This window comes from Hymenobacter ruber (genome assembly GCF_054783255.1).
Map to the genome: position 1 here is coordinate 22050 of NZ_BAAGQX010000002.1, position 20967 is coordinate 43016.

The 20967-nt window shown below is 63.0% G+C and carries 15 protein-coding genes; 5 read left to right on the top strand and 10 right to left on the bottom strand.

Annotation, left to right across the window (positions count from 1 at the left end; all coding sequences use genetic code 11):
• Positions 1–16: 16 nt before the first annotated feature.
• The 3 genes from ACYVM5_RS00840 to ACYVM5_RS00850 form a co-directional block, all read right to left on the bottom strand.
• A complete protein-coding gene (locus ACYVM5_RS00840; RefSeq protein ID WP_460616285.1) occupies positions 17–433 on the bottom strand; it encodes a 6-pyruvoyl trahydropterin synthase family protein in 417 nt (138 codons plus the stop codon).
• A gap of 84 nt (positions 434–517) precedes the next feature.
• Positions 518–1519: a FecCD family ABC transporter permease gene (locus tag ACYVM5_RS00845; protein WP_460616286.1), complete on the bottom strand. Its 1002-nt coding sequence runs from the start codon at positions 1517–1519 to the stop codon at positions 518–520.
• The gene (locus tag ACYVM5_RS00850) at positions 1519–2427 is read right to left on the bottom strand and encodes an ABC transporter substrate-binding protein (RefSeq protein ID WP_460616287.1); all 909 of its coding nucleotides are present in this window, start codon (positions 2425–2427) and stop codon (positions 1519–1521) included. Before ACYVM5_RS00850 ends, ACYVM5_RS00845 begins: the two co-directional genes overlap by 1 nt.
• Positions 2428–2506: 79 nt before the next feature.
• Between ACYVM5_RS00850 and rfaD the strand changes: the two genes are divergently transcribed.
• Both rfaD and ACYVM5_RS00860 read left to right on the top strand, forming a co-directional pair.
• A complete protein-coding gene (rfaD, locus tag ACYVM5_RS00855; protein ID WP_460616288.1) occupies positions 2507–3475 on the top strand; it encodes an ADP-glyceromanno-heptose 6-epimerase in 969 nt (322 codons plus the stop codon).
• Between the two features lie 159 nt (positions 3476–3634).
• Positions 3635–5002: an FAD/NAD(P)-binding protein gene (locus ACYVM5_RS00860; protein ID WP_460616289.1), complete on the top strand. Its 1368-nt coding sequence runs from the start codon at positions 3635–3637 to the stop codon at positions 5000–5002.
• Positions 5003–5055: 53 nt separating this feature from the next.
• Here the strand turns inward: ACYVM5_RS00860 and ACYVM5_RS00865 are convergent, their stop codons facing one another.
• From ACYVM5_RS00865 to ACYVM5_RS00880, 4 genes are all read right to left on the bottom strand, one after another.
• Complete coding sequence (locus ACYVM5_RS00865; RefSeq protein WP_460616290.1) at positions 5056–5334, bottom strand: hypothetical protein; 279 nt, start codon at positions 5332–5334, stop codon at positions 5056–5058.
• 167 nt (positions 5335–5501) lie between these two features.
• Positions 5502–6509: an MDR/zinc-dependent alcohol dehydrogenase-like family protein gene (locus tag ACYVM5_RS00870; RefSeq protein WP_460616291.1), complete on the bottom strand. Its 1008-nt coding sequence runs from the start codon at positions 6507–6509 to the stop codon at positions 5502–5504.
• A gap of 162 nt (positions 6510–6671) precedes the next feature.
• Positions 6672–7547 (bottom strand): rhomboid family intramembrane serine protease, encoded by an 876-nt coding sequence (locus tag ACYVM5_RS00875; protein ID WP_460616292.1) that lies wholly within the window; start codon positions 7545–7547, stop codon positions 6672–6674.
• A gap of 277 nt (positions 7548–7824) precedes the next feature.
• A complete protein-coding gene (locus ACYVM5_RS00880) occupies positions 7825–8673 on the bottom strand; it encodes a hypothetical protein (protein WP_460616293.1) in 849 nt (282 codons plus the stop codon).
• Between the two features lie 152 nt (positions 8674–8825).
• On the opposite strand from ACYVM5_RS00880, the gene ACYVM5_RS00885 reads away from it, so the two are divergent.
• Together ACYVM5_RS00885 and ACYVM5_RS00890 are read left to right on the top strand one after the other, a co-directional pair.
• A complete protein-coding gene (locus ACYVM5_RS00885) occupies positions 8826–9116 on the top strand; it encodes a hypothetical protein (protein WP_460616294.1) in 291 nt (96 codons plus the stop codon).
• Positions 9117–9248: 132 nt separating this feature from the next.
• A complete protein-coding gene (locus tag ACYVM5_RS00890; RefSeq protein WP_460616295.1) occupies positions 9249–11063 on the top strand; it encodes a glycoside hydrolase family 10 protein in 1815 nt (604 codons plus the stop codon).
• 119 nt (positions 11064–11182) lie between these two features.
• On the opposite strand, the gene ACYVM5_RS00895 is transcribed toward ACYVM5_RS00890, so the two are convergent.
• The 3 genes from ACYVM5_RS00895 to ACYVM5_RS00905 all read right to left on the bottom strand — a co-directional run bounded on the left by ACYVM5_RS00895 (position 11183) and on the right by ACYVM5_RS00905 (position 17262).
• Positions 11183–12433: a hypothetical protein gene (locus ACYVM5_RS00895; protein ID WP_460616296.1), complete on the bottom strand. Its 1251-nt coding sequence runs from the start codon at positions 12431–12433 to the stop codon at positions 11183–11185.
• A 68-nt stretch (positions 12434–12501) separates the two neighbouring features.
• Positions 12502–14055, bottom strand: coding sequence for a SusD/RagB family nutrient-binding outer membrane lipoprotein (locus ACYVM5_RS00900; protein WP_460616297.1), 1554 nt, complete (start codon positions 14053–14055; stop codon positions 12502–12504).
• Between the two features lie 48 nt (positions 14056–14103).
• Positions 14104–17262 (bottom strand): SusC/RagA family TonB-linked outer membrane protein, encoded by a 3159-nt coding sequence (locus ACYVM5_RS00905; RefSeq protein WP_460616298.1) that lies wholly within the window; start codon positions 17260–17262, stop codon positions 14104–14106.
• A 490-nt stretch (positions 17263–17752) separates the two neighbouring features.
• On the opposite strand from ACYVM5_RS00905, the gene ACYVM5_RS00910 reads away from it, so the two are divergent.
• Positions 17753–20956, top strand: a complete 3204-nt coding sequence (locus ACYVM5_RS00910; RefSeq protein WP_460616299.1) for a SusC/RagA family TonB-linked outer membrane protein — start codon at positions 17753–17755, stop codon at positions 20954–20956.
• Positions 20957–20967: the final 11 nt, after the last annotated feature.

Genomic DNA, 20967 nt, shown 5'->3' on the forward strand with positions numbered 1-20967 from the left:
GTCAGCATGACACGCGTTAGCTGCCGTAATATTCCACGAAGTTGCGCGGCGTTTCGTAGAGTTTGATGCAGTGCAGCTTGGCCGGGGTGATGGCAGGCAGCTCGCGCTCGATGATTTGCCAGAAGGCGATGGCCAGATTTTCGGTGCTGGCCATTTGGCCGGCCATGAACGGCACGTCGAGGTTGAGATTTTTGTGGTCGACCTGCTCGGTAATGTGCGTGCGCAGCAGGTCGGACAGGGCCTTCAAGTCGACCACGAAACCGGTTTCGGGGTCGGGTTCGCCCTTCACCGTCACGATGAGGTCGTAGTTGTGGCCGTGCCAGTTGGTGTTGGCGCAGGGGCCGAACACCTCGCGGTTGCGCTCCTCGCTCCACTTGGGGTTATAGAGCTTGTGGGCGGCGTTGAAATGTTCCTGGCGGCTGATGTATATCATTCTAGTTGTCAGTTGTTAGTTGTCAGCTGTTAGTGTTAGTAGGATGCCACACGGCTCTAACAACTGACAACTAACAACTGACAACTAAGTAGTTTTCCGCAGCAAATATACGAAGAAGGGTACCCCGAACAGGGCCGTGACCAGCCCCACCGGCAGCCCGGCCGGCGGGTAGAGCAGCCGGGCCAGCAGGTCGCAGGCCAGCAAAAAGGCCCCGCCCAGTACCGCGCACACCAGCAGATTGTAGCGCCCCGTGGTGCCCAGCAGCCCCCGCGTGAGGTGCGGCACCAACAGGCCCACGAAGCCCACCGGCCCGCACAGCGCCACCACGCCACCCGTGAGGCCGGCCGCCAGCAGCACCAGCAGCCAGCGCCGCCGGGCCACCGGCAAGCCCAGCGCGGCGGCCCGCTCCTCCCCCAGCAGCAGCAGGTTGAGGTCTTTTTGCAAAAAGGTTAATACGAACAGGCTGATGCCCAACGCAACGGCCGGATACGGCAGCACGTCCCACCCGGCCCGCTCAAAGCTGCCAAACGCCCAAAACACCACACTGCGCAGGCTGCCCTCGGGCGAGGCCAGGAAGGTGAGCAGGCTGCCCACAGCCGCCGCCAGCGCCCCCACCGCCACCCCTGCCAGTAGCAGCGGTGCCGGCAGAATTTTGCCGCGCCGGGTGCCCAGTGCCACCACCAGCAACGTGGCCGCGAAAGCCCCCGCCAGGGCCGCCACCGGCGGCAAATACACGCCCATCAGCGTGAGCGAGGGCACCAGTACATATGCCGCAATGGCCCCCAGCGAGGCGCCGGAGGCCGTGCCCAGCAGGTAAGGGTCGGCCAGCGGGTTGGTGACTAAGGTTTGGAGCAGATAGCCGCTCACGGCCAGGCTAGCCCCGGCCAGCAGCGCCAGCAGCAGGCGCGGCAGGCGCAGTTGCACCAGCACCAGCTGGGCGGGGTCGGCGGGGTTGTAGTGCCGGAAGGTGTTCAGGATGAAGGAATACGACGTGGAGTAGCTGCCCACGCGCAGGCCCAGCACCACCAGCGCCAGCGTGAGCAGCAGGCCAATTATCAACCACAACGCAGGACGACGAACCGGCATCAACGAACGGGAATGGGCGGTTTGGATGGGCCCTGGTTTAGCAAGCCATGCAACTCCCGCACCGACTCGACCACGCGGGGGCCGGGCCGCTCCATGAGATTGCCGGTAATGGGGAACACGCGGCGGTTTTTATACGCGTTGATGCGCTTCAGCTCGGGGTAATTTTTGAAAAAGGTGCTGTCCAGTTTTTCAAAGGTGCCGCCCAGCAACACGTCGGGATTCAGCTTGAGCACGTACTCGCGGGTGAGGGCCGGGTAGGGCTGCGGAAAAGTCTCGGTAATGGCATTGCGACCGCCGGCGTAGCGAATCTCATTGGTGAACAGCGTATTCTGACCGTAGCAGTAAATGGGGTCGAGCCAGGTGATGGCCAGCACTTTAGGTGTTTTGGCGGGGCGGGCGGCCGCCAGCGTGAGCTGCCGGAGCTGCTGCCGGAGCGAGTCCGTCAGGTGCCGGGCCTGAGCGGAGCGGTCCAATAACCGGCCCACGTCGTCGATACCCTTGAACACGTCCTCGACGCGGCGGTAGCGCTGGAAATACACCGGAATGCCCAGGTCCTGAAGGCGCTTGGCATCATCGACGGAGGTGATGCCTTCGATGGTGAAAACCACGTCGGGCTTCAGCAGCACCAGCTTTTCCAGGTCGAGCGGGTAGTTATTCACCACCGGCTTGCGGTAGACGGCGGCCGGATAATCGTCCTGCGGCACGCGGCCCACGATGGTGGCGGTATCGGCCACGGCAAACAGCATTTCGGTCATGCTGGGGGCCAGGGCCAGCACCCGGCGCGGGTGGGCGGGTATTTTCATAGACCGGCCCAGGTCGTCGCGCACTTGCACAGTACCCGTTTTCCCGGCTTCAGATTGGCAACCCAGCAGCAGGGCCAGGGGTAAAAGCAGCAACAGAACACGCATGGCGCAAAGGTAGGCGGGCAGCCCCACGGCCCGGCGCGCCGGTTTACCTTTGCTCACCTCCGCTTCAATCTCCGCTCCTATGATAGTAGTCACCGGCGCGGCCGGCTTCATCGCCAGCTGCCTAGTTTCCCGCCTCAACGCCGCCAATTTCAACGACATCGTCGTGGTGGATAATTTCTCCATCGAAAAGAAGCTGCCCAACATCGAAGGCAAAAAGCTGCGCGAATACGTGGACCGCGAAACATTTTTCGACTGGCTCGATGCCAACCACGAGCAGGTGGAATTCATTTTTCACCTCGGGGCCCGCACCGATACCACGGAGATGGACCCGGCCGTCTTCGATGTGCTCAACTTGAACTATTCCAAGCGCATGTGGCAGGCATGCGTGAAGTACAATCTGCCGTTGGTCTACGCTTCCTCGGCCGCGACTTATGGCGACGGCACGCTGGGCTACACCGATAAAGATGAGGCGCTGTTCCCCCTCTATCGCCCGCTGAATCCCTACGGCGACTCGAAAAACGACTTCGACAACTGGGCGTTGCAGCAGGAGGAAAAGCCGTATTTCTGGGCGGGCTTGAAGTTTTTCAATGTCTACGGACCCAATGAGTACCACAAGGGCCGCATGGCATCGGTGATAATGCACGCCTTCCACCAGATTCAGCAATCGGGCTCGATGATGCTGTTCAAATCGCACAACCCCGACTACACCGACGGCGGCCAGATGCGCGATTTCGTGTACGTGAAGGACGTGGTGGAAGTATGCTTTTTCCTACTGAACCACCGCACTCACTCCGGCATTTACAACCTGGGCAGCGGCCAGGCCCGCACCTTCCTCGATTTGGCCTTGAACACGTTCAACGCTCTGGGCCGCACGGCCGATATCCAGTTCCGGGACACGCCGGAGGATATCCGCGATAAGTATCAGTACTTCACCGAGGCCGATATGAGCAAGCTCAAAAGCATCGGCTACGACCGGCCGTTTACGCGCCTGGAGGATGGTATCCAGGACTACGTGCAGAACTACCTTGTGCCGGGGCGGTATATGTAATTCTCTGGAACGTCATGCTCATCTGGCGTCCGCGAAGTCGAAGCATCTCGCGTGTGGCAGTAAATCAATCGATTGGGTTTACTCTCTCGGTAGAGATGCTTCGACTTCGCTCAGCATGACGTTCTTTTACTCCGCTCTATATTAATCCTAACTCCGCCTGTGCCCCACCTTGCTCGTCCCGTTATTACCATTGTGGGCGGCGGCTTCGCGGGCACGGCGCTGGTGTTGCAATTGCGGCGGCAGCCCGCACTGGCGGGGGCCGAAATCCATCTAATTGAGCCGCGCGAGGTGCCCGGCCCCGGCCTGGCCTACACCGCCCGCCGCCCCGAATACCTGCTCAACGTGCGTCCCGGCGGCCTCAGCCTGTACCCGGACGAACCCAACCATTTTGCCGACTGGCTGATAACCCAGCCCGAAAGCGCCGCCGGCCTGCCCGAATTCGCCTCCCGGGCGGCTTACGGCCGCTATCTGCGGGAAGAATTGGCGAAAGAATTAGTCACGGCCTCTGTGCGCTGGCACCAGACCACCGCCGTGGCCGCTCCGCTCCTGCCTGATGGCCGCCGCGCCGTGCAGCTGGCCGATGGTACGACTATCAGCAGCGACATTGTGGTGCTGGCGCTGGGCAATTTCCCGCCCCCGCCCCCCACCGGTCCCGACCAACGCTACCTCCAGCACCCCGGCTACCACGCCGACCCGTGGGCTGTGGGCAACCTGCGCCGCATTGGTCCCGATGAGGACGTGCTGCTCATCGGCTCGGGACTGACGGCGGTGGACGTGCTGCTGGCCCTGCGCCAGGATGGCCACCGGGCGCCCATTACGGTGGTGGCCCGGCACGGGCGCTGGCCCTCGGCGCATGGCCCGGTCATGGCCGCTTATCCCAGCTTTTATCCCGAGCTGGCGCACGAAACCACGGTAACCGGTGTGGTGGCGGTGTATAAGCGGCACCTGAAAGCCGGCGCCGCGCAGGGCCTCGACTGGCGGGCGGTGCTGGATTCGCTCCGGCCCGACCTCGGCCGCATCTGGGCGGCGTGGCCGCTGGCGGAGCAGCGCCGGTTTCTGCAGCATCTGGCGGGCTTATGGGCGGTGGCCCGGCACCGCAGCCCACCGCAGAATGCGGAGGCAGTGGCCGCGCTCACGGCCGCTGGGCTGGTGCAGCTGCACATTGGCACAGTGCGCGAGATTCTGCCCGAAGGCAACCGGCTACGGGTGGGAGTTCGATGCCACAGCCCGGATATCTGCTGGCACACCGCCGACCACGTTGTCAGCTGCGCGGGGCCGCTGCTGGACTATTCACGCATTGCCGACCCGCTTGTGGTGAGCCTGCGAGAGGCCGGCGACCTCACTCCCGACCCATTGCACCTCGGCCTGCTGACGGATGCCCACGGCGCGCTGCTGAACGCGACAGGCGCGGTTTCGCCGGGCCTGTTCACGCTCGGCCCCAGCCGTCGGCCGGCTTATTTTGAGTCGACGGCAGTGCCGGAGCTGCGGCAACAGGCAGCAGCGCTAGCAGCACACCTGGCGCAATAAAAAAGCCCTCAAAATAAAATTTTGGGGCTTTATAGGTCGGCTTGGGCTTGTGGTTAGGCGGCCATGTTTTGCTGGCCGGGATATAGCGGCAGCACGGTGGCTTCGTCGGCGAAGAAAGACGAGGCAGCGGAAGTAGCTGCGGGCGCGGCAGCCGTGTCGTTGGCATGATGGCGCAGGGCACGCATCAGCAAATAGCGGTATTTCTCGGCATCGGCCACGGCTTGCTCAATGGCATTCAGCGCGGCATCATAAGCCACCACGGGTTGCAATTCGCGGCGCGGGCGGCGGGCTTCAAACACTTGGTTTTCGAGGTATTCGGCGGCGGACTTCATGGCGAAATTGGCTTGTTTGGACTCGTCTTTTAGCGTACTGTATTAACCCAAAAACCTGCGTTTTCATTCCAAAAAATGCAGGTTTTACTGCTTTTATAACACGCAAAACGGGGGCTCGGATTCAGTGAATCCGAGCCCCCGTTTTATCGGTTCGGCCGACTTAATTATCAGGCAATTTTCAGCACTACTTTGCCGAATTGTGCGCCGGCATCGAGGCGGCGCAGGGCGGTTTCTCCTTCGGCCAGCGGAAAGACCTCATCAATCACCGGCACCAGCTTCTTCTCGCTCACCAGGGTCAGCATTTCTTCAAAATCCTGTTCCGTCCCCATGGTGGAACCCAGGATGCTGAGCTGCTTCCAGAATACTTTGGCGGGCGGCACATCGGGGATGCTACCCAGCGTGCCGCCGTAGAACACGATACGGCCGCCAGGCGTGGCCGCGTCGAGCAGCGCCCCGAAGGCCGCCCCCGCCGCGCTGTCGATGATGACATCGAACGCGCCGCCGGCTTGCTGGGTGAGGATTTTTACCCAGTTTTCGGCGTTGTAATTGATGCCGCCTTTGGCTCCCAGCGCTTGGGCGCGGGCTATTTTCTCTTCGGAGCTGGATGTTACCCACACCTCGGCGCCCCGGGCCACGCATAATTGCACGGCTGTGATGGCCACGCCGCCGCCCACGCCGGTCACCAGCACCCGCTCGCCGGGCTGCACCTGGGCGCGGGTGAAGGCCGCCCGGTAGGCGGTGAGGCCCGCCAGTGGCAGGGCCGCCCCCTGCTCATAGCTAAGGTGGGCCGGCAGCGGGCGAATGTATTGGGCCGGCAGGGTGATGTATTCGGCAAACGTGCCGGGGTCGGGCATACCGAGGACCACAAAATCGCGGGCCTGGGCGCGGGGATTATTGCCCCAGCGCAGGCCGGGGTTGATGAGGACGCGGGTGCCCACGGCCGGCGCATCGGCAGGCACGCCGGAGCCGTGAGCGGCTACTTCGCCCGCGCCGTCGGCCCCGAGGGTGCAGGGCAGCTTGATGCCAGCATACTTGCCCTGCTGGATGAACACGTCGCGGTGGTTGAGGGCGGCGGCGTGCAGCTTCACGAGGATTTCGCCGGGGCCGGGCGTGGGCGTGGGCACCTCGCGCACGGCGGCGGGCTGGTGGATGGCATCGAGCTGAAGTGCTTGCATGGATAGTTTTGGGGATTTTGATTAATGGCGAACGTTAAAAGAACGGTCATGCTGAGCGTAGTCGAAGCATCTCTACCGCACAAGTGATTCAATCGTTGCAACGCAGCGGTAGAGATGCTTCGACGGCGCTCAGCATGACGTGCTTATACCAGTACAACTCCGCTATAACACCTCCGATTTCTCCCCGCCCTTCAGCCCGATGAATGCCAGTGGGCCGGCGATGAACAAGCCCGTAGCCAGCCCGCCAAGGTGGGCTGCGTTGTCAATATTGCCGGTGAGGCCGGAGAGCAGGTTGCTGAGCACCAGATACAATACCAGGCCCAGCATGGCGCGGCGGTCGGACTTATCGAGCACCAGCTTCTTGCCAATGAGCAGGGCGAGCAGCAAGCCGTAGAGCCCGAAGATGGACCCGCTGGCTCCCACGGAATTAATGCCTTGGGCATTCCACCACAGGCTGGCCAGGCCGCCACCTACGCCGCAGGCCAGGTACACCAGCAGCAGGCGCAGCGGCCCTACCCGGTCTTCCACCAGCAGGCCCAGCAGCCAGAGCGAGAGGATGTTCAGCAGCAGGTGCGAGAGGCCGGCGTGCACAAACATGTAGGTGAGCAGCCGCCAGGGCTGGCCGTGCAGCGTGAGGTCGGTAACGTTGGAACCCCAGCGTATGAGCTGCGGCCCGGTGGGGTCGGAGGCCGACACGCCGCTGAGCACCATCAGGCCGAATATCAGCAGGCAGGCATCAATCAGCAGTGGGGTGGTTAGGAAGCGGCGCGACGGGATGAGCAGCCCGCGCAGCAAACTGCCCAGCAGCTGCGGCCAGGTTTCGGCTTCGGGTTTGGCGGGTGGCGGCGCGGGGCGCGTGGTGTCGGGCAGCAGGCCGCGCCGGTTGAGCTCGGCCACAGCGGCGGCTCCCACGGCGGGCGGGTAGCGGGCCGAGTTCTGGGCCAGGTACAGCAGCTCGGCTTCGGGCTTCTGGGCGAAAAGCTGGGCGGCCAGCGCGGCCGTGGAGCCGGGGACGTGGTCGGGGGGAGATGATTCCATGAGGAGCCGGACGCGGCAAGGAGTGCGCCAGCTTCCCCAACCGGCCAATTTGCCAGATGTTGGAGATGGGACGGCGAGACTCCCCTCCTTGGTAAGGAGGGGATGCCGGCGCGCAGCGACGGCTGGGGTGGTGGCACCACAGGGTGGCGTTGGGCGTCATTGAGCGACAACCAACTGGAAATAGCTGCTCAACGTGGCAGCCGCCAACAACCACCCCCGTTTCAGCTTCGCTGAAACATCCCCTCCTTGGTAAGGAGGGGAGTCCTGCCCTACCCGCCTACAGCCGCACCCGGCGCACGATGGTATTGTAGGGCTGGCCCGTGACCGGCGATTTCGGCAGCAGGCCCGAGAGCAGGTCGCTCACATCGGCGGCGCGCTTGCGGGTTTGGTCGTTTTCGTAGCTCTGGGGATTGTTGGCCACAATAAGCAAATCATTCAGACCTTCCTGCTGCTGCCGGGCCACGCGGGTCATGATGTCGAGGTGGTCGCTCATGGCGGGGCCGAACTTGTAGCTGTAATTCATCGCCTTATTCCACTGCTCCCAGGTGGATTCTACCGCCTGGATATGACCCGGCAGGGCCGCGTCGAGCTGGCCCCGGCGGGCCTGGTTCATTACGTATTCGGTCTGGGTTTCGGCCGTCCAGAAGCGCTTGGCCAGCTCGCGGTACTGGCGCAGGGGCATGGCCTCCTGGGCAGCAGCGGCGCGCTCGGCGGCCGGAATGCGCTGCACCTGCCGCTGCACGCTGGCCACCACGGCCGGCCCGAAATCGGGGATGGTGGAGGTGGCGACTTCCGTGAGGCGAGGTGGCGCTTTGGGCTTGGCCGGGGCGGTGGCGGCAGGTGCAGCGCTGTTTTTGTGGTTAATAAAATAGAAGAAGCCCAGGCTCAGAGTTAACACCACGATGATGCCCAGCACCAAAGGGTTAGCCTGCAAACCACGAGCTGCCGGTGCGTCCATTGCTACCGGTGCGGCGGGCGCGGGCTGGGGCAGGGCCACGCCCCGACGGCGCAGCTCGCGGCGGGCTTCGGCCACAATGTCGGGCTGGTAATGGTCGGGGTTTTCGACGAAGAACCGTAGCTCATCATCGGTTTTTTGATGGTAGAAATCGGAAATGGAATCAGCCATGACAGGCAAAAAAATTGAGTGAAAAGGAAACCTCCTGGCAAGATGGCAAACACCGCGCAATTGGCCGCGCCCAACCGTGCGAGCTGCCCGCCGTAAACCCGCCTACGAGGCTGCTACTACGCCTCCGCCATCCTTCATATTCCCTCACGACCATGCCCGACCCCACGCAAAACCCCACCGACCCGCAGCCCGACTACGCGCCCTCGTCCAGCACGCCCGACGAGACGTCGGAGCAGGATTCGACCACCAGCCCCACTCCCGATAAGGCGCCTGATGAGCAACCCCGCACGGGTACCACCATCCCCAGCAGCACCCAGCAGAACATGGGCGACGGCGCCGGTATTCGCGGCGACTACGGCGACGCGAGCCAAACCAACGGCCTCGAAGGCGGCCCCGATACGCCCGACCAGCCGATGACCGATACCGAACTGACGGGCTCCTAAGGCAAACCAAAATCAACAATGAAGAACGGTCAGGCTGCGTGCAGCCTGGCCGTTCTTCATTAAGCAGCAACCAGACTGCGGGGCTTAATGGCGTAATTTGCGGCAATTATTCCTGCTGCTGATTTCCCCTTGATGCGTCGTTTCCTTTCCGCTGGTCGGTTTTTGTTTTTCCTGTTGTTGCTGAGTGGCGTCAGCGGCTTGCTGCCCGCTCTGGCCCAAACCGAGGCCGACTCCACCGAGGCACTGCCGCCTCCCAAGCGCGAGTTGCGCGGCATGTGGATTGCCACCGTTGAAAACATCGACTGGCCCAACCAGCGCGGCGAGGCCCCCGAGCAATACCGCCGCGACTACCGCCGCCTGCTCGATGCCGGCCAGCGCGCCGGCCTCAACGCCGTGTTCGTGCAGATTCGGCCCGCGTCAGATGCTTTTTATAAGTCGGACCTGGAGCCCTGGAGCAAGTGGCTGACCGGCGTGCAGGGCAAGGCCCCGGCGGGCGGCGACGACCCCCTGCCCTTCCTCATCACCGAGGCGCACCGGCGCGGCATGGAGTTCCACGCCTGGTTCAACCCCTACCGCGCCACCATGGATTCGGTGACGCGCCGGCTGGCCCCGAACCACCCGTACCGCCAGCATCCGCAGTGGTTTTTGCGCTACGGCGGGCAGTTGCTCTACAATCCCGGCCTGCCGGAAGTGCGAACGCACATCACCCGCGTGATTATGGACGTGGTGCGGCGCTACGACATCGACGCGGTGCATTTCGATGATTATTTCTACCCCTATCCCGACCCGGGCAAGGTGTTTCACGACGAGGCCGCCTTCCGCGATTTCAACCCCGACAGCTTGAAAAAGCTGGGCGACTGGCGGCGGCAGAACGTCAACATCCTCATCCACGACCTGCACGACAGCATCCAAAGCGCCAAGCGCTGGGTGAAATTCGGCATCTCGCCGTTTGGGGTGTGGATGAACAAGTCGAAGGACTTCCCGCAGGGGTCTGATACGCGGGCCGGACAGCCTTCCTATTCGAATTTGTATGCCGACACGCGGCTGTGGCTGGAAAAGGGCTGGATTGATTACGTGGTGCCGCAGCTTTATTGGAGCACCAATTTCCGCCTCTGCCCCTACCCCGTGCTGGTGAAATGGTGGGCCGAAAACCACTTCGACCGCCACCTTTACATCGGCCACGGCACCTACCGGATGCTGGAAAGCACCCGCTCCGACACTACCTGGCGCAACGCCCGCGAGCTGCCCCGCCAGATTCGGACCAACCGCGCCACCGACGGCGAGGCCATCGGCAGCGTATTCTTCTCGGCCAAATCGGTGCTTACCAATCCGCTCCATACCACCGATTCGCTGCGGCAAGACCTGTTCCGCTACCCTGCCCTGGTGCCGGCCATGCCCTGGAAAGACGCCACTCCGCCCCTGCCCGTGACCAACCTCACGCTGCGCCGCCTCAGCCACTACGTGACCCTGAACTGGCAGTCCGGCCCGCCCGCCGCCGACGGCGACGCGGCCACCTACTACGTCCTCTACCGCTTCGAGCCCACCGAGGCCAGCACGCCCAACGACCCGCGCCGCATTCTGGCGCTGCCCCGGCCGGCCCCCGGCTTCCCCGCCACCTACGTGGACACCACGGCCGTGCCCGGCCAGGCCTACGCCTACTACGTGACCGCCGTGGACCGCCTGCACAACGAGAGCCGGCCCATGCGCGTCATCACCACCGGCCAGCAGTCGGCAGAGCTAGCCCTGGGCCAGGCCCCTGGCGGTGTACGTCCTCCGGCGGCTCCGCCCGTGGCCGCGCAGCCCGCCCCGGCCACCCCGCGCCCCAGCATTCGTCTCAACACCCCGGCCGATAAACCCGAGGCTTCAGCCCCGTTCTCGAAAGTCAAAATCAAGGAGAAGCCCGCGAAGAAAAAGGGCTTCTTTGCGCGGTTGTTTGGCGGCGGGTAGCAGACAGATATGAGCAGCATTGGCAGGCTATTGTTTCCCCAATAAAAACTACTGTCAAATGAAAAGAGGCCTTCCCCGCGCGGTGAAGGCCTCTTTTCATTTGACAAAAGCGTTGGCCGCTACAGCGACCGGTACTCAAACCGCACCCGGGCGCTGGCCCCGGCGCTGCCGGGCTTCACACTCAGAATGCGCAGGAGCATCACCTCCGCGCCGCGCACTTTCACGGCAAACACGTCGTTGGCCGCCACCGCTCCCACGTCGGCCAGGGCCAGCGTGGGGTTCAGGTAGAGGGCCGTGGCGGTGGTATTCACGCTGGGCGAAGTGTAGAACCCGGCTGCGAGCTGCGCCGCCGACAGGCGGTAGAAGCGCGTAGTGTTGGCTGCCGACAGCGTGACGCTACTACCGGTGCCGCTCAGGAATAGGTCTTTGGCAGTGGCGGGGTTGGCGGCGGGCTCAATGAGGCCGGTGCGCAGGTTGAATGCCAGCGAGTCGAGCGTCACGCCGGGGCCGCCGGCGATGCGGCCGGTGCGCAGAGTGGCCAGCGGCGTGGGGTTGGTCACGTTGATGGGCGGGGCCGTGATGGTGAGCGTCTGCACGGCGGCGTAGGCCTCAAAGATGAAGGTGACGGGCTGGCCGTTGGATTTGGGCGGAATGGTCACATCCACGGTGCGGGCGTTGGCTGCGCCGGTGGTGGGCGTGCGAATCACGCTGGCCCGCACCCGCGGCTGCGTGCCAATGCGGTAGAAGGTGGTGAGGCTGTCCACGCCTTTGAAGAGCAGGCCCGTGGCTGGCGGCACCGGCACGGCACCCAGCCCGCCTTTGTTGATGACAATGGGGTAGCCAATAACGTCGCCTTCACTCTGGGCCGTGGCCGTGAGGGCATTACGGAACACGGGCACCACGGGCGTGGTGGCAAATTCCAAGGTGGCCGGCGCGGCCACTGTGTAAGTGAAGCGGCGCAGGCGCTTGCCACCGTTCTGGAAGTTCAGGGTAACGTCAACGCGCACCAGTACGCCGTTGGGGGCGGTAGCAGGCACCACGTAGGGCAGCGCCTGCACCAGCAGGCCGCCGGCGGCATTGTAGGTGCCGTTGGCCGCGTAGGTGCCGGTCACGGTCGAGTCGGTTTTGCCCACCACCTGGTACACGGTCACATCGCGCAGTTGGTCGGCCTCGGCAAAGGACACGTAGAGCGGCACGGCATCGCCGGGGGCGTAGCGCGTGGCCAGTGGTACACGGGGCAGGCCCAGTCCCGCAAAGCCGGGCTCAGAATCGAGCTTGTAGTAAGTATCCAGCTCCTTTTTACAGCTGCCCAGTAGCAGGCCCAGCAGCGGCAGCACCAGCAGCAGGGTTTTCATTGAAAAATATCTCATATAACGGGAGGTTAAAGTCGTGAATGGGGAATGACATTGCGAACGCAGCGCCTTGGGGAATTCCGCCGCTAGGGGCGGTCGAACCACAGGGGCTTGGTGGCGTAGTCTTCGTTGGTCGTTGCGCCAGCATCAGCAAAAAGAGCGGCCACGGCGTTGGGATTCACGGCGACTTCGGTGGCACCGGGCAGCAGGCGGCGCGGGAATTTGCCGGGGGCCAGGGCCAGCGGAGGCGTGCTGCCGGTGTACTTCGGAAACATGAGGTTGACGTAAATGGCCGTGCTGAAATCCAGGCGGCGCATATCCGACCACGAATCCGGGTTCAGGAACATGGCGATGTACTTCTGCTCCATGATGGAACGCAACGTGAGCGCGGCCTCGGTCTGGGGCACAGCGGCGCTGGCCAGGTAGGCGTTAATCTGGGCATCGGTGATGAAGGGGAACGTGACGGTGGGCGGCGAGTAGGTACCGCCGCCGCTCATCTTCTTCATGTGCGCCCGGATGCCTTCTTTGAGGGCGGCCAGGGCGCGGGGCAGGTTGTTGGCCCGGAAAGCAGCTTCGGCCTCGATGAATTTGAGTTCGTGGTAGGTGATGGCCTCGAAGTAACCCAGGTCGCGGGCGTACCAGCCGCCGTAAAAGTCGGTGAGCGTGGAGCCGGGCGTGAGGTTGGCCGTGGTGCTGGTACCCACGCCGGGGTCGGTACCGGTGCTGTTGGTGGGTATCATCACCCCAAAGCGCGGGTCGACCACGCCCGAGAACGTGGTCCCGTTCAAGTACTTCACGATGTTGGCCGAGTAGGTAGCGCCACCGAAGTTGCCCCGCGTCACCCCGTAAATGTTGGTCGTGTTCGAGAGCGGGGCCACGGCCACCTGGAAGTTAATCTGGGCATCATCGGCCGACGAGGTGAAGGCTTTATCGCACAGCGCCAGCACGGCAGTGGGGTTGTAGCTGGTCTTTTTGGTGAGGTGCTGGGCCTGCCGGGCCTTCAGGGCGTAGGCTAGCCGACCCCATTTGGCAGGGTCGCCTTTGTACAGAATGTCGCCGCTTTCGCTGGGCGAGGTGCTGTAGAAAGCGCGGAATTCGGCGCTGGCGGGCTTGGCCATTTCCACCGCCCCCTCGTCGCAAAGCTGGTTGATTACGCCATAAATCTGCTCCTGCGGGTCGTATTTGGGCGTGAAGTTCGCCCCGCCCTGGTAGGCTTCGGAGTAGGGAATGTCGCCGAGCATGTCGGTGGCGTGGGCCAGCAACAGTGCCTGCATGATTTTGCCAGCCCCCACGTAGTAGGGCGAGCCTTCTTCCTGCGCCGACTTTATCATGCCCGGGATGTTGCCACCGGACTGAAAGTAGCTGTAGTTGAAAGTGTTGGTGCTGTTGGCGTTGGTCAGCAGAAACTGGTCGGCCCCGGCATTGGCGGTGCGGCTGGCCACGTACTGCGTGAGGTAAGGCAGGCGCAGCGAGGTAAACATCTGGGTCTGGATGCCGTTGGAAATAATGCCCGGCAGCAGGAAGTTGGGCGTCGAGACGACGGGGTTGTTGGGGTTGTTGTTCACGTCGAGAAACTTCTCGCACGCGGTGAGGGCGCCGGTGCTTAGCAGCAGGCCCAGCCCGATTATATATCGTTTCATTGGATGAGTAGTTAGGAAGTTGGCTTTCATACGAAGCAGCGCCAAGCCTTAAAAATTCACGCGCAAGCCCATGTCCACGCCACGCGTGCCCGGAACGTTGCCAAAATCGAAGCCGTTCGAGCCGCCGCCGCGCACGCCGGCACCGGCCGCCGCCGTTTCGGGGTCGCCGCCGGTGTACTTGGTTAGCAGCACCAGGTTGCGGCCGGTCACGCTGAACTCCACGCCTTTAATGAAGCCGGTGTGGCTCAGCAGCGTGGCGGGCAGCGCGTAGCTCAGGGTCACGTAGCGCAGGCGGGCCCACGAACCGTCCTCCACGAACACGGTGCCGATGCCGCTCAGGGTGCTGTAGTAGTTCTGGGTCAGCTCCACCGAACGGGTGTTGGGCGCGTAGGTGGGGTTGCCGGCGGCATCTTTGCCGGTTACTACCACGCCGTTGAACACCGCCTGCTTATAGCGGTCGAGGGTGCGCAACGAGGTGCCCACGCCGGTTTGGTACTGGTCGTTGCCGTTCACCACCACACCGCCTTTGCGGAAGTCGAGCAGCGCCGTCAGCGACAATGCTTTGTAGGTAAAAGTGTTGGTGAGTTGGGTGGTGAACTGCGGGGCGCGGTTGCCAGCATACACAGTGGGCGGTGCAGCCGTGCCTGTGGGGTAGCCCGTTGAGGCAATGATGGGCATGTTGTAGTACTGGCTGTTGGGGTCGGTCACGCGCACGAAGTCGGTGGCAGCCAGGCCCGTGATGGCGCGACCGGGGAACGCGCCGCCTTCGTGCACGTTGGTGATGAAGGCATCCGATTGCAGCACCACGGTGAGCGGGTACGGCAGTTCCTGCACAATGTTGGTGTTGTGGTAAAAGTTGGCCGTGATGTCCCAGGTGAAGTTTTTGCCCTTCACCGGCGTGCCGGTCAGCGAGATTTCCTGGCCTTCGTTGGTCACGATGCCGCCGTTGATGTACTGCAGGATGAAACCGGCCGACTGACTCACGCGGGGCGCGATAATCTGGTCCTTGGTGCGCGAATAATAGTAGTTGAAATCCAGGCCCAGCCGGTTTTTCAGGAACTGCAGGTTGATGCCGGCTTCGTAGGTGCGGGTGCGCTCGGGGCGCAGCAGCGGGTTCGAACCAAAGAAGTCGTTGCGGAAACCGCCGCCGATGTAGGTGTTTTGCGTCAGGGCCGACTGCACGCGGTAGGGCTGCGTGTCCTTGCCCACCTCGGCCACCGAGGCGCGCACCTTGCCGTAGTTCAGGATGTTGTTCTGCTCCAGGCCCAGCGTTTTGGTGAACTCATAGCCCAAACCGGCCGAGCCGTAGAGGAAGCCTTTGCCATAAATCTTGTTCTCGTCGGGGCGCGGCAGGGTCGAGGACTGGTCGTAGCGGCCCTGCAATTCCACGAATACCTGGTCGAGCAGCGTCACGCTCAGGCGGGCAAAGTTGCCGATGAGGTGACGCTTGGAGTCGCGCTGCAGGGCGTTGCGGTTCACGGTGTTGTTCAGGCCCACGAAGTTGGGGTTCTGGAACACGAGGCCGAGGTAGTCCACGGCCTGGTCCTTGTTCTCCTCAATGGAGTTGCCCAGCACCAGCGAAGAGCCAATCTTTTCGCCGAAGCTATGGTTGAAGGTGGCCAGCGTGGTGGCTGTCAGCAGGCGGAACTGGTCCACGGTTTCGGCAATGCCGCCGTTCTGGTTGCTTACCTGCGAGGTGCCCACGGCCCGCACCGACGTATTGCGCGAGGTGTACAAGTCGGTACCGATGTTGTGGCTCAGCGTCACCCATTTGAAGGGCTTGAAACTGAGCTGCACATTGCCGATGAAGCGGTTGGTACGGTCGGTCTGCGGGTTGTTGTAGACGGTCCAGTACGGGTTGTCGGCGTCGGCATCGATGCCATTGCCGGGGGCCAGCAGGCGGCGGCGGGTGCCGTCCGGGTTGAGGTAGTTGCTGGCATCGTCATCACGCGGCCAGTTTATCAAGCTCAGCAGGAAGCCACCCGACGACGTGCCGGCCGTAGTCAGCAGGCCTTGTCCCTGCAACGGCCGCAGGCCGCCCGAGGTGAGGTATTCGGCCGAACCGCTCACGCTGAGCTTGGGCGAAATAGCCGCCGTGCCCGACAAGCGCACCGTGCTTTTGTCGTAGTCGCTCTGGGGCACCACGCCGTTTTGCTGCAGGTTGGAAGCCGATACGAAGAAGCTGGCCTTGTCCGAGCCGCCCGACATGTTCAGGAAGTTCTGGAAGGCGTGGCCTTTCTGGAAGAAGTTGCCCACGTTGTCGTACACCGGCTCGCCGGGCGCAAAGCGCGGGCCCCACGACTGGCGCGTGGTGAGGTCGGCCAGGCCGTTGGAGCCGCGCTTGTACTGGTCCTGCATTTTGGGCAGGCGGCTCACCTCATCCACCGAATACTGGGTGCGGTAGTTGAGCGTGGTGCGGCCGGCCGCGCCTTTTTTGGTGGTGATAACCACGGCGCCGTTGGCGGCGCGCAGGCCGTAGAGGGCGGCAGCGGCGGGGCCTTTCAGCACCGTCATGCTTTCGATGTCCTCGGGGTTGAGGTCACCGGCGCGGTTGGCAGCGCCCACCGAGCGGCCCAGCAAGCCGTTGAACTGCGAGCCCGCGCCGGGCGCGGCGCTTTCCTGAAACGAGCTGTTGTCCATAATCATCCCGTCGATGACGAACAGCGGCTGGTTGTCGCCGTCGAGCGATGTGCCACCCCGGATAACGATGGCCGCGCCTTCGCCCGGCGAGCCGCCCGAGGAGGTGATGTTCACGCCGGCCACCTTGCCTTGCAGCGCGTTCACGATGTTGGTCTGGCGCGAATCGATGATGTCCTTGCTCTTCACTTCCTGCACGGCCGTCACCAGCTCGCGCTTATTCTGGGCAATGTTGTAGGCCGTCACCACCACCTCGTCGAGGCCGGTGGTACTTTCCTTCAGCGCCACGTCGATGCTACCGCTGGCATCCACCGTGCGCTCCTGCGACGTGTAGCCGATGAAGCTGAAGACGATAACCGCGCCCGGCGCGGCCGATACCGAATAGCGGCCGTCGGAGCCGGTGGTGCTGCCGGTGGTGGTGCCTTTCACGAGCACGGTCACGCCGGGCAGCGGGCTTTGGTCGGTGCCCGAGGTGACAATGCCCGACACGGTCCGGGCCGTCTGGGCCCAGCCGGGCGTGGCCAGCAGCAGGCCCAGCAGCAATAGCAATAGCCAGTATGTTTTCTTCATGGAAAATGGGATTAGGGTGAGAAATTGGGGGTGAGAGTCAATGAAAAGGCCGGAACCCGGCGCGGCGCGCGTTCAGGTTCCGGCCCCGGGCAAAGGCGGCGTGTGGCAACAACAGGCAGCTGCGCAAGACACAATAATCAGGAGAAGAAGGGTGGGAATGGAAAGGAGGCGTCAAATGTGCGAAATATTCAGGTAACATTCATCGAAAATCACGCGGCTGGAACGGCAGCAATTAGCACATTCTATTTCATAATTATTTACTTTTCAATATTTATCAGCACTATATCTACCCTCATTTCATGCTGATAATCAGAACAGACCATTTCGAACCGCTGCCCACGCCGTGCCCGGGGTGCTGCCAGCCCGCCCATGACGCGGGCCGGACCAACCAAAAACCATCTGGCCAGCAGCCTCACCGGGCTTAGGTAAAGATAAAGTTTTCACGATATTAGCCACCGCATCCTCACACTCACCTAATCTCCTCTTTCCCATGCGAAACACCTACTCATTGGGTAGCCCGAGCCTCCGCTGGACCGGGTTGCTATTCTTGATGCTGCTGGTGGCCCTCACGGCCGGCGCCCAAACGGCGCAGCGCTACACCCTGCAAGGCCGCGTGACCGACGCCGGCGGGCAAGGCCTGCCCGGTGCCACCGTGCTGCTGAACGGTACGACGCTCGGCGCTTCCACCGGGGCCGATGGCGGCTACGTGCTGGACGCCAGCATCGCGCCGGGCAGCTACACGCTCACCGTGTCGCTGATTGGCTACGCGGCGGTGTCGAAACCGCTCACGCTGGGCGCTAGTACTACCGTGACCACCGACGTGGCGCTGACGGAAGCGCGCCAGAAGCTGGACGAAGTGGTGGTGGTGGGCTCCACCATCAGCGCGCCGAAGCGGGAGCTGGGCAACGCCATCAGCACGGTGCGGGCCGAGGATTTGGCCCAGAGCGGCTCGGGTGGGCTGTTGAACTCCTTGCAGGGCAAGGTGGCCGGCGCGCAGATTACCCAGAACTCGGGCGACCCGGCCGGCTCGCTCTCGGTGCGGCTGCGCGGGGTGCACTCCCTGCAGGGCTCTTCGGACCCGCTGTATGTAATTGACGGCGTGATTGTGAGCAATGCCAGCACCAACGTGTCGCAGCTGGCGCTGAGCAACGACGTGGGCCAGGCCAACGTGGGCCAGAACCGCCTGGCCGACCTCAACCCCAACGACATTGCCAGCCTCAATATCATCAACGGGGCGGCGGCGGCGGCCCAGTACGGCTCACGCGCAGCCAACGGCGTGGTGCTCATCACCACCAAGCGCGGGCTGAGCGGCGCGGCGCGGGTGTCGGTATCCACCAGCTTTAATATGAATGAACTGCGGAAATCGGTGCCGGTGAATACCTACGGCAAGCAGTTCGGCTTTGCCGGGCTGCGGCTGTACACCATCGGGGCGCCCACCGCGGCCCAACTGGCCGCCAACCCCAATGTGACAACCACGACCATTAACCGGGCTGGCACGCCCAATTTACTGGCCACCAATTTGGTAGATGTGACGCGCTATAACTACTTCGACCAGATTTTCCGGACTGGCTACGGCACCGATAATGCGGTGTCGGTGTCGGGTGGCTCGGAGCGCACCCAGTATTATGTATCGGCCAATTACCTGAAGAATGAGGGCATTATCAAGGGCACCGATTTTACGCGCTACAACCTGCGGGCGCGGGTCGACCAGCGCCTCACGAACTGGGCCAAGGTATCGGCCGGCCTGAGCTACGTGAACAGCTTCTCGAACGAGAAGGCCAACGGCAACGTGTTCTACAGCCCGATTAACTCCGTCAACATCACCAACAACATCTACGACATCACCCAGCGCGACGCCTCCGGCAACCTGCTGGCCGTGGAGCCCACCCGCGTAAACCCGCTCTCGACCATTGAGGACATGAAATTTACGCAGAGCGTGAACCGCACCGTGAGCGACGTGCAGGTGAACCTGACCCCGTTCAAAGGCTTTTCGGCCGACTACGTGCTGGGCGTGGACGCTTACTCGCAGGTGGGCCAGAGCTACATCCGGCCCTACCCCTACCAGGCGGCGGCCGGATTGCCCGCTGCCCGCTACCCCTTCGGCTTCGCGGCCAACGGCAATAACGCCGTTATCCAACTGAACTCCGACATTAACCTGGGCTATGAGTACCAGTTCAGCGAAAATTTGAAGCTGAACCTGCGCGCCGGCTACAGTTACCAGTATGCGCAACAGGACTATACCACCACGCAAGGCCAGAACCTGGCCCCGTTCATCACCACGGTGTCGGGGGCGGGCAGCACCACCATTACTTCGGCCTACAACCTCGACCGCTACAACCTGAGCGGCTACTACGGGCAGGCCACCATCGGCTTCCGCAACCTAGCGTTTCTGACGGGCGCGGTGCGGCGCGACCGGTCTTCGAAGTTCTCGTCCTCAGAAACCAACCAGGTGTACCCCAAGGTGAGCGGCTCGCTGGTGGTGTCGGACTTCAGCTTCTGGCAAAACAGCACCTACGCCAACTCTTTTAATAGCCTGAAGCTGCGCGCCAGCTACGGTGAGGCCGGCAACCTGACCGGCCTCAATTCCTACGACCGGTTCTACCAGTTCAGCCCGGTGGGCTTTTTGGGCAAGAACACCATCACGCCGGGCACGCAGCTGGCCAACCCTGCTGTGAAGCCCGAGCGCATGGCCGAGCTGGAAGGCGGCGCCGACCTGGCTTTCCTGAGCGACCGCCTCACGCTGGGCGTCACGGCCTACTACCAGAAAATCAGCGACCTGGTGGTGCGCCGCAACCTGGCTCCAAGCTCGGGCGGCTCCAGCATTGTGAACAACGTAGGCACGATGGAAAACCGGGGCCTGGAAATTTCGCTGGGCGCCGTGCCTGTGAAGTCGACGGATTTCACCTGGGACGTGTCCTTCATTTTCAGCCGTAACCGCAACAAGGTGCTGAGCCTGCCCGGCTCGAACGGCAGCGTGCAGGCCATTTCCATTGATAACGCGGCCGGTGCGCCGGTGTATTTGCTGGAAGGCCAGCCAGCGGGCGTTTTCTATGGCTCGGGCTATGCCCGCAACCCCGATGGCTCGCTGCTGCTCACGCCCCAGGGCTTCGCGCAGGACGAGCGCACCGTGGGCCAGGCCGTGGGCGCGGTGGGCTTCACGCCGGCCCGCAGCAGCGACGGCCAGCCGCTATACGGCGGCACCTCCACCATCGCCAACGTGCTCATCGGCAACCCCAACCCGAAATGGACGGGCTCCTTCAACACCAACCTCACTTACAAAAAGCTGGGCCTGCACGTGCTGCTCGATGCCGTGCAGGGCGTGAGTGTGTTCAACGCCGACAAGCGCACCCGGCAGGGCGTGGGCCTCGGCGACATGGCCGAGCAGGAATTGCGCGGCAGCATACCGCGCGGCTCCATCTTCGCCATCTACAATACCCAGGAATTCCGCGTGGATGATGGTTCCTACGTGAAGCTGCGCGAAGTGGCGCTGAGCTATGCGCTGCCCACGTTTACGAAGTTCATCACCTCGCTGAACCTGTCATTGGTGGGCCGCAACCTGTATTCGTGGGACAAATACAACGGCTTCGACCCCGAAACCAGCGCCGGCGGGGCCTCGGATTTGCTGCGCGCCATTGACTTTGGCAATGTGCCAATTCCGCGCACTTACCAGGTTAAGCTGGCGGCTACATTCTAGGTGTAGCGCGG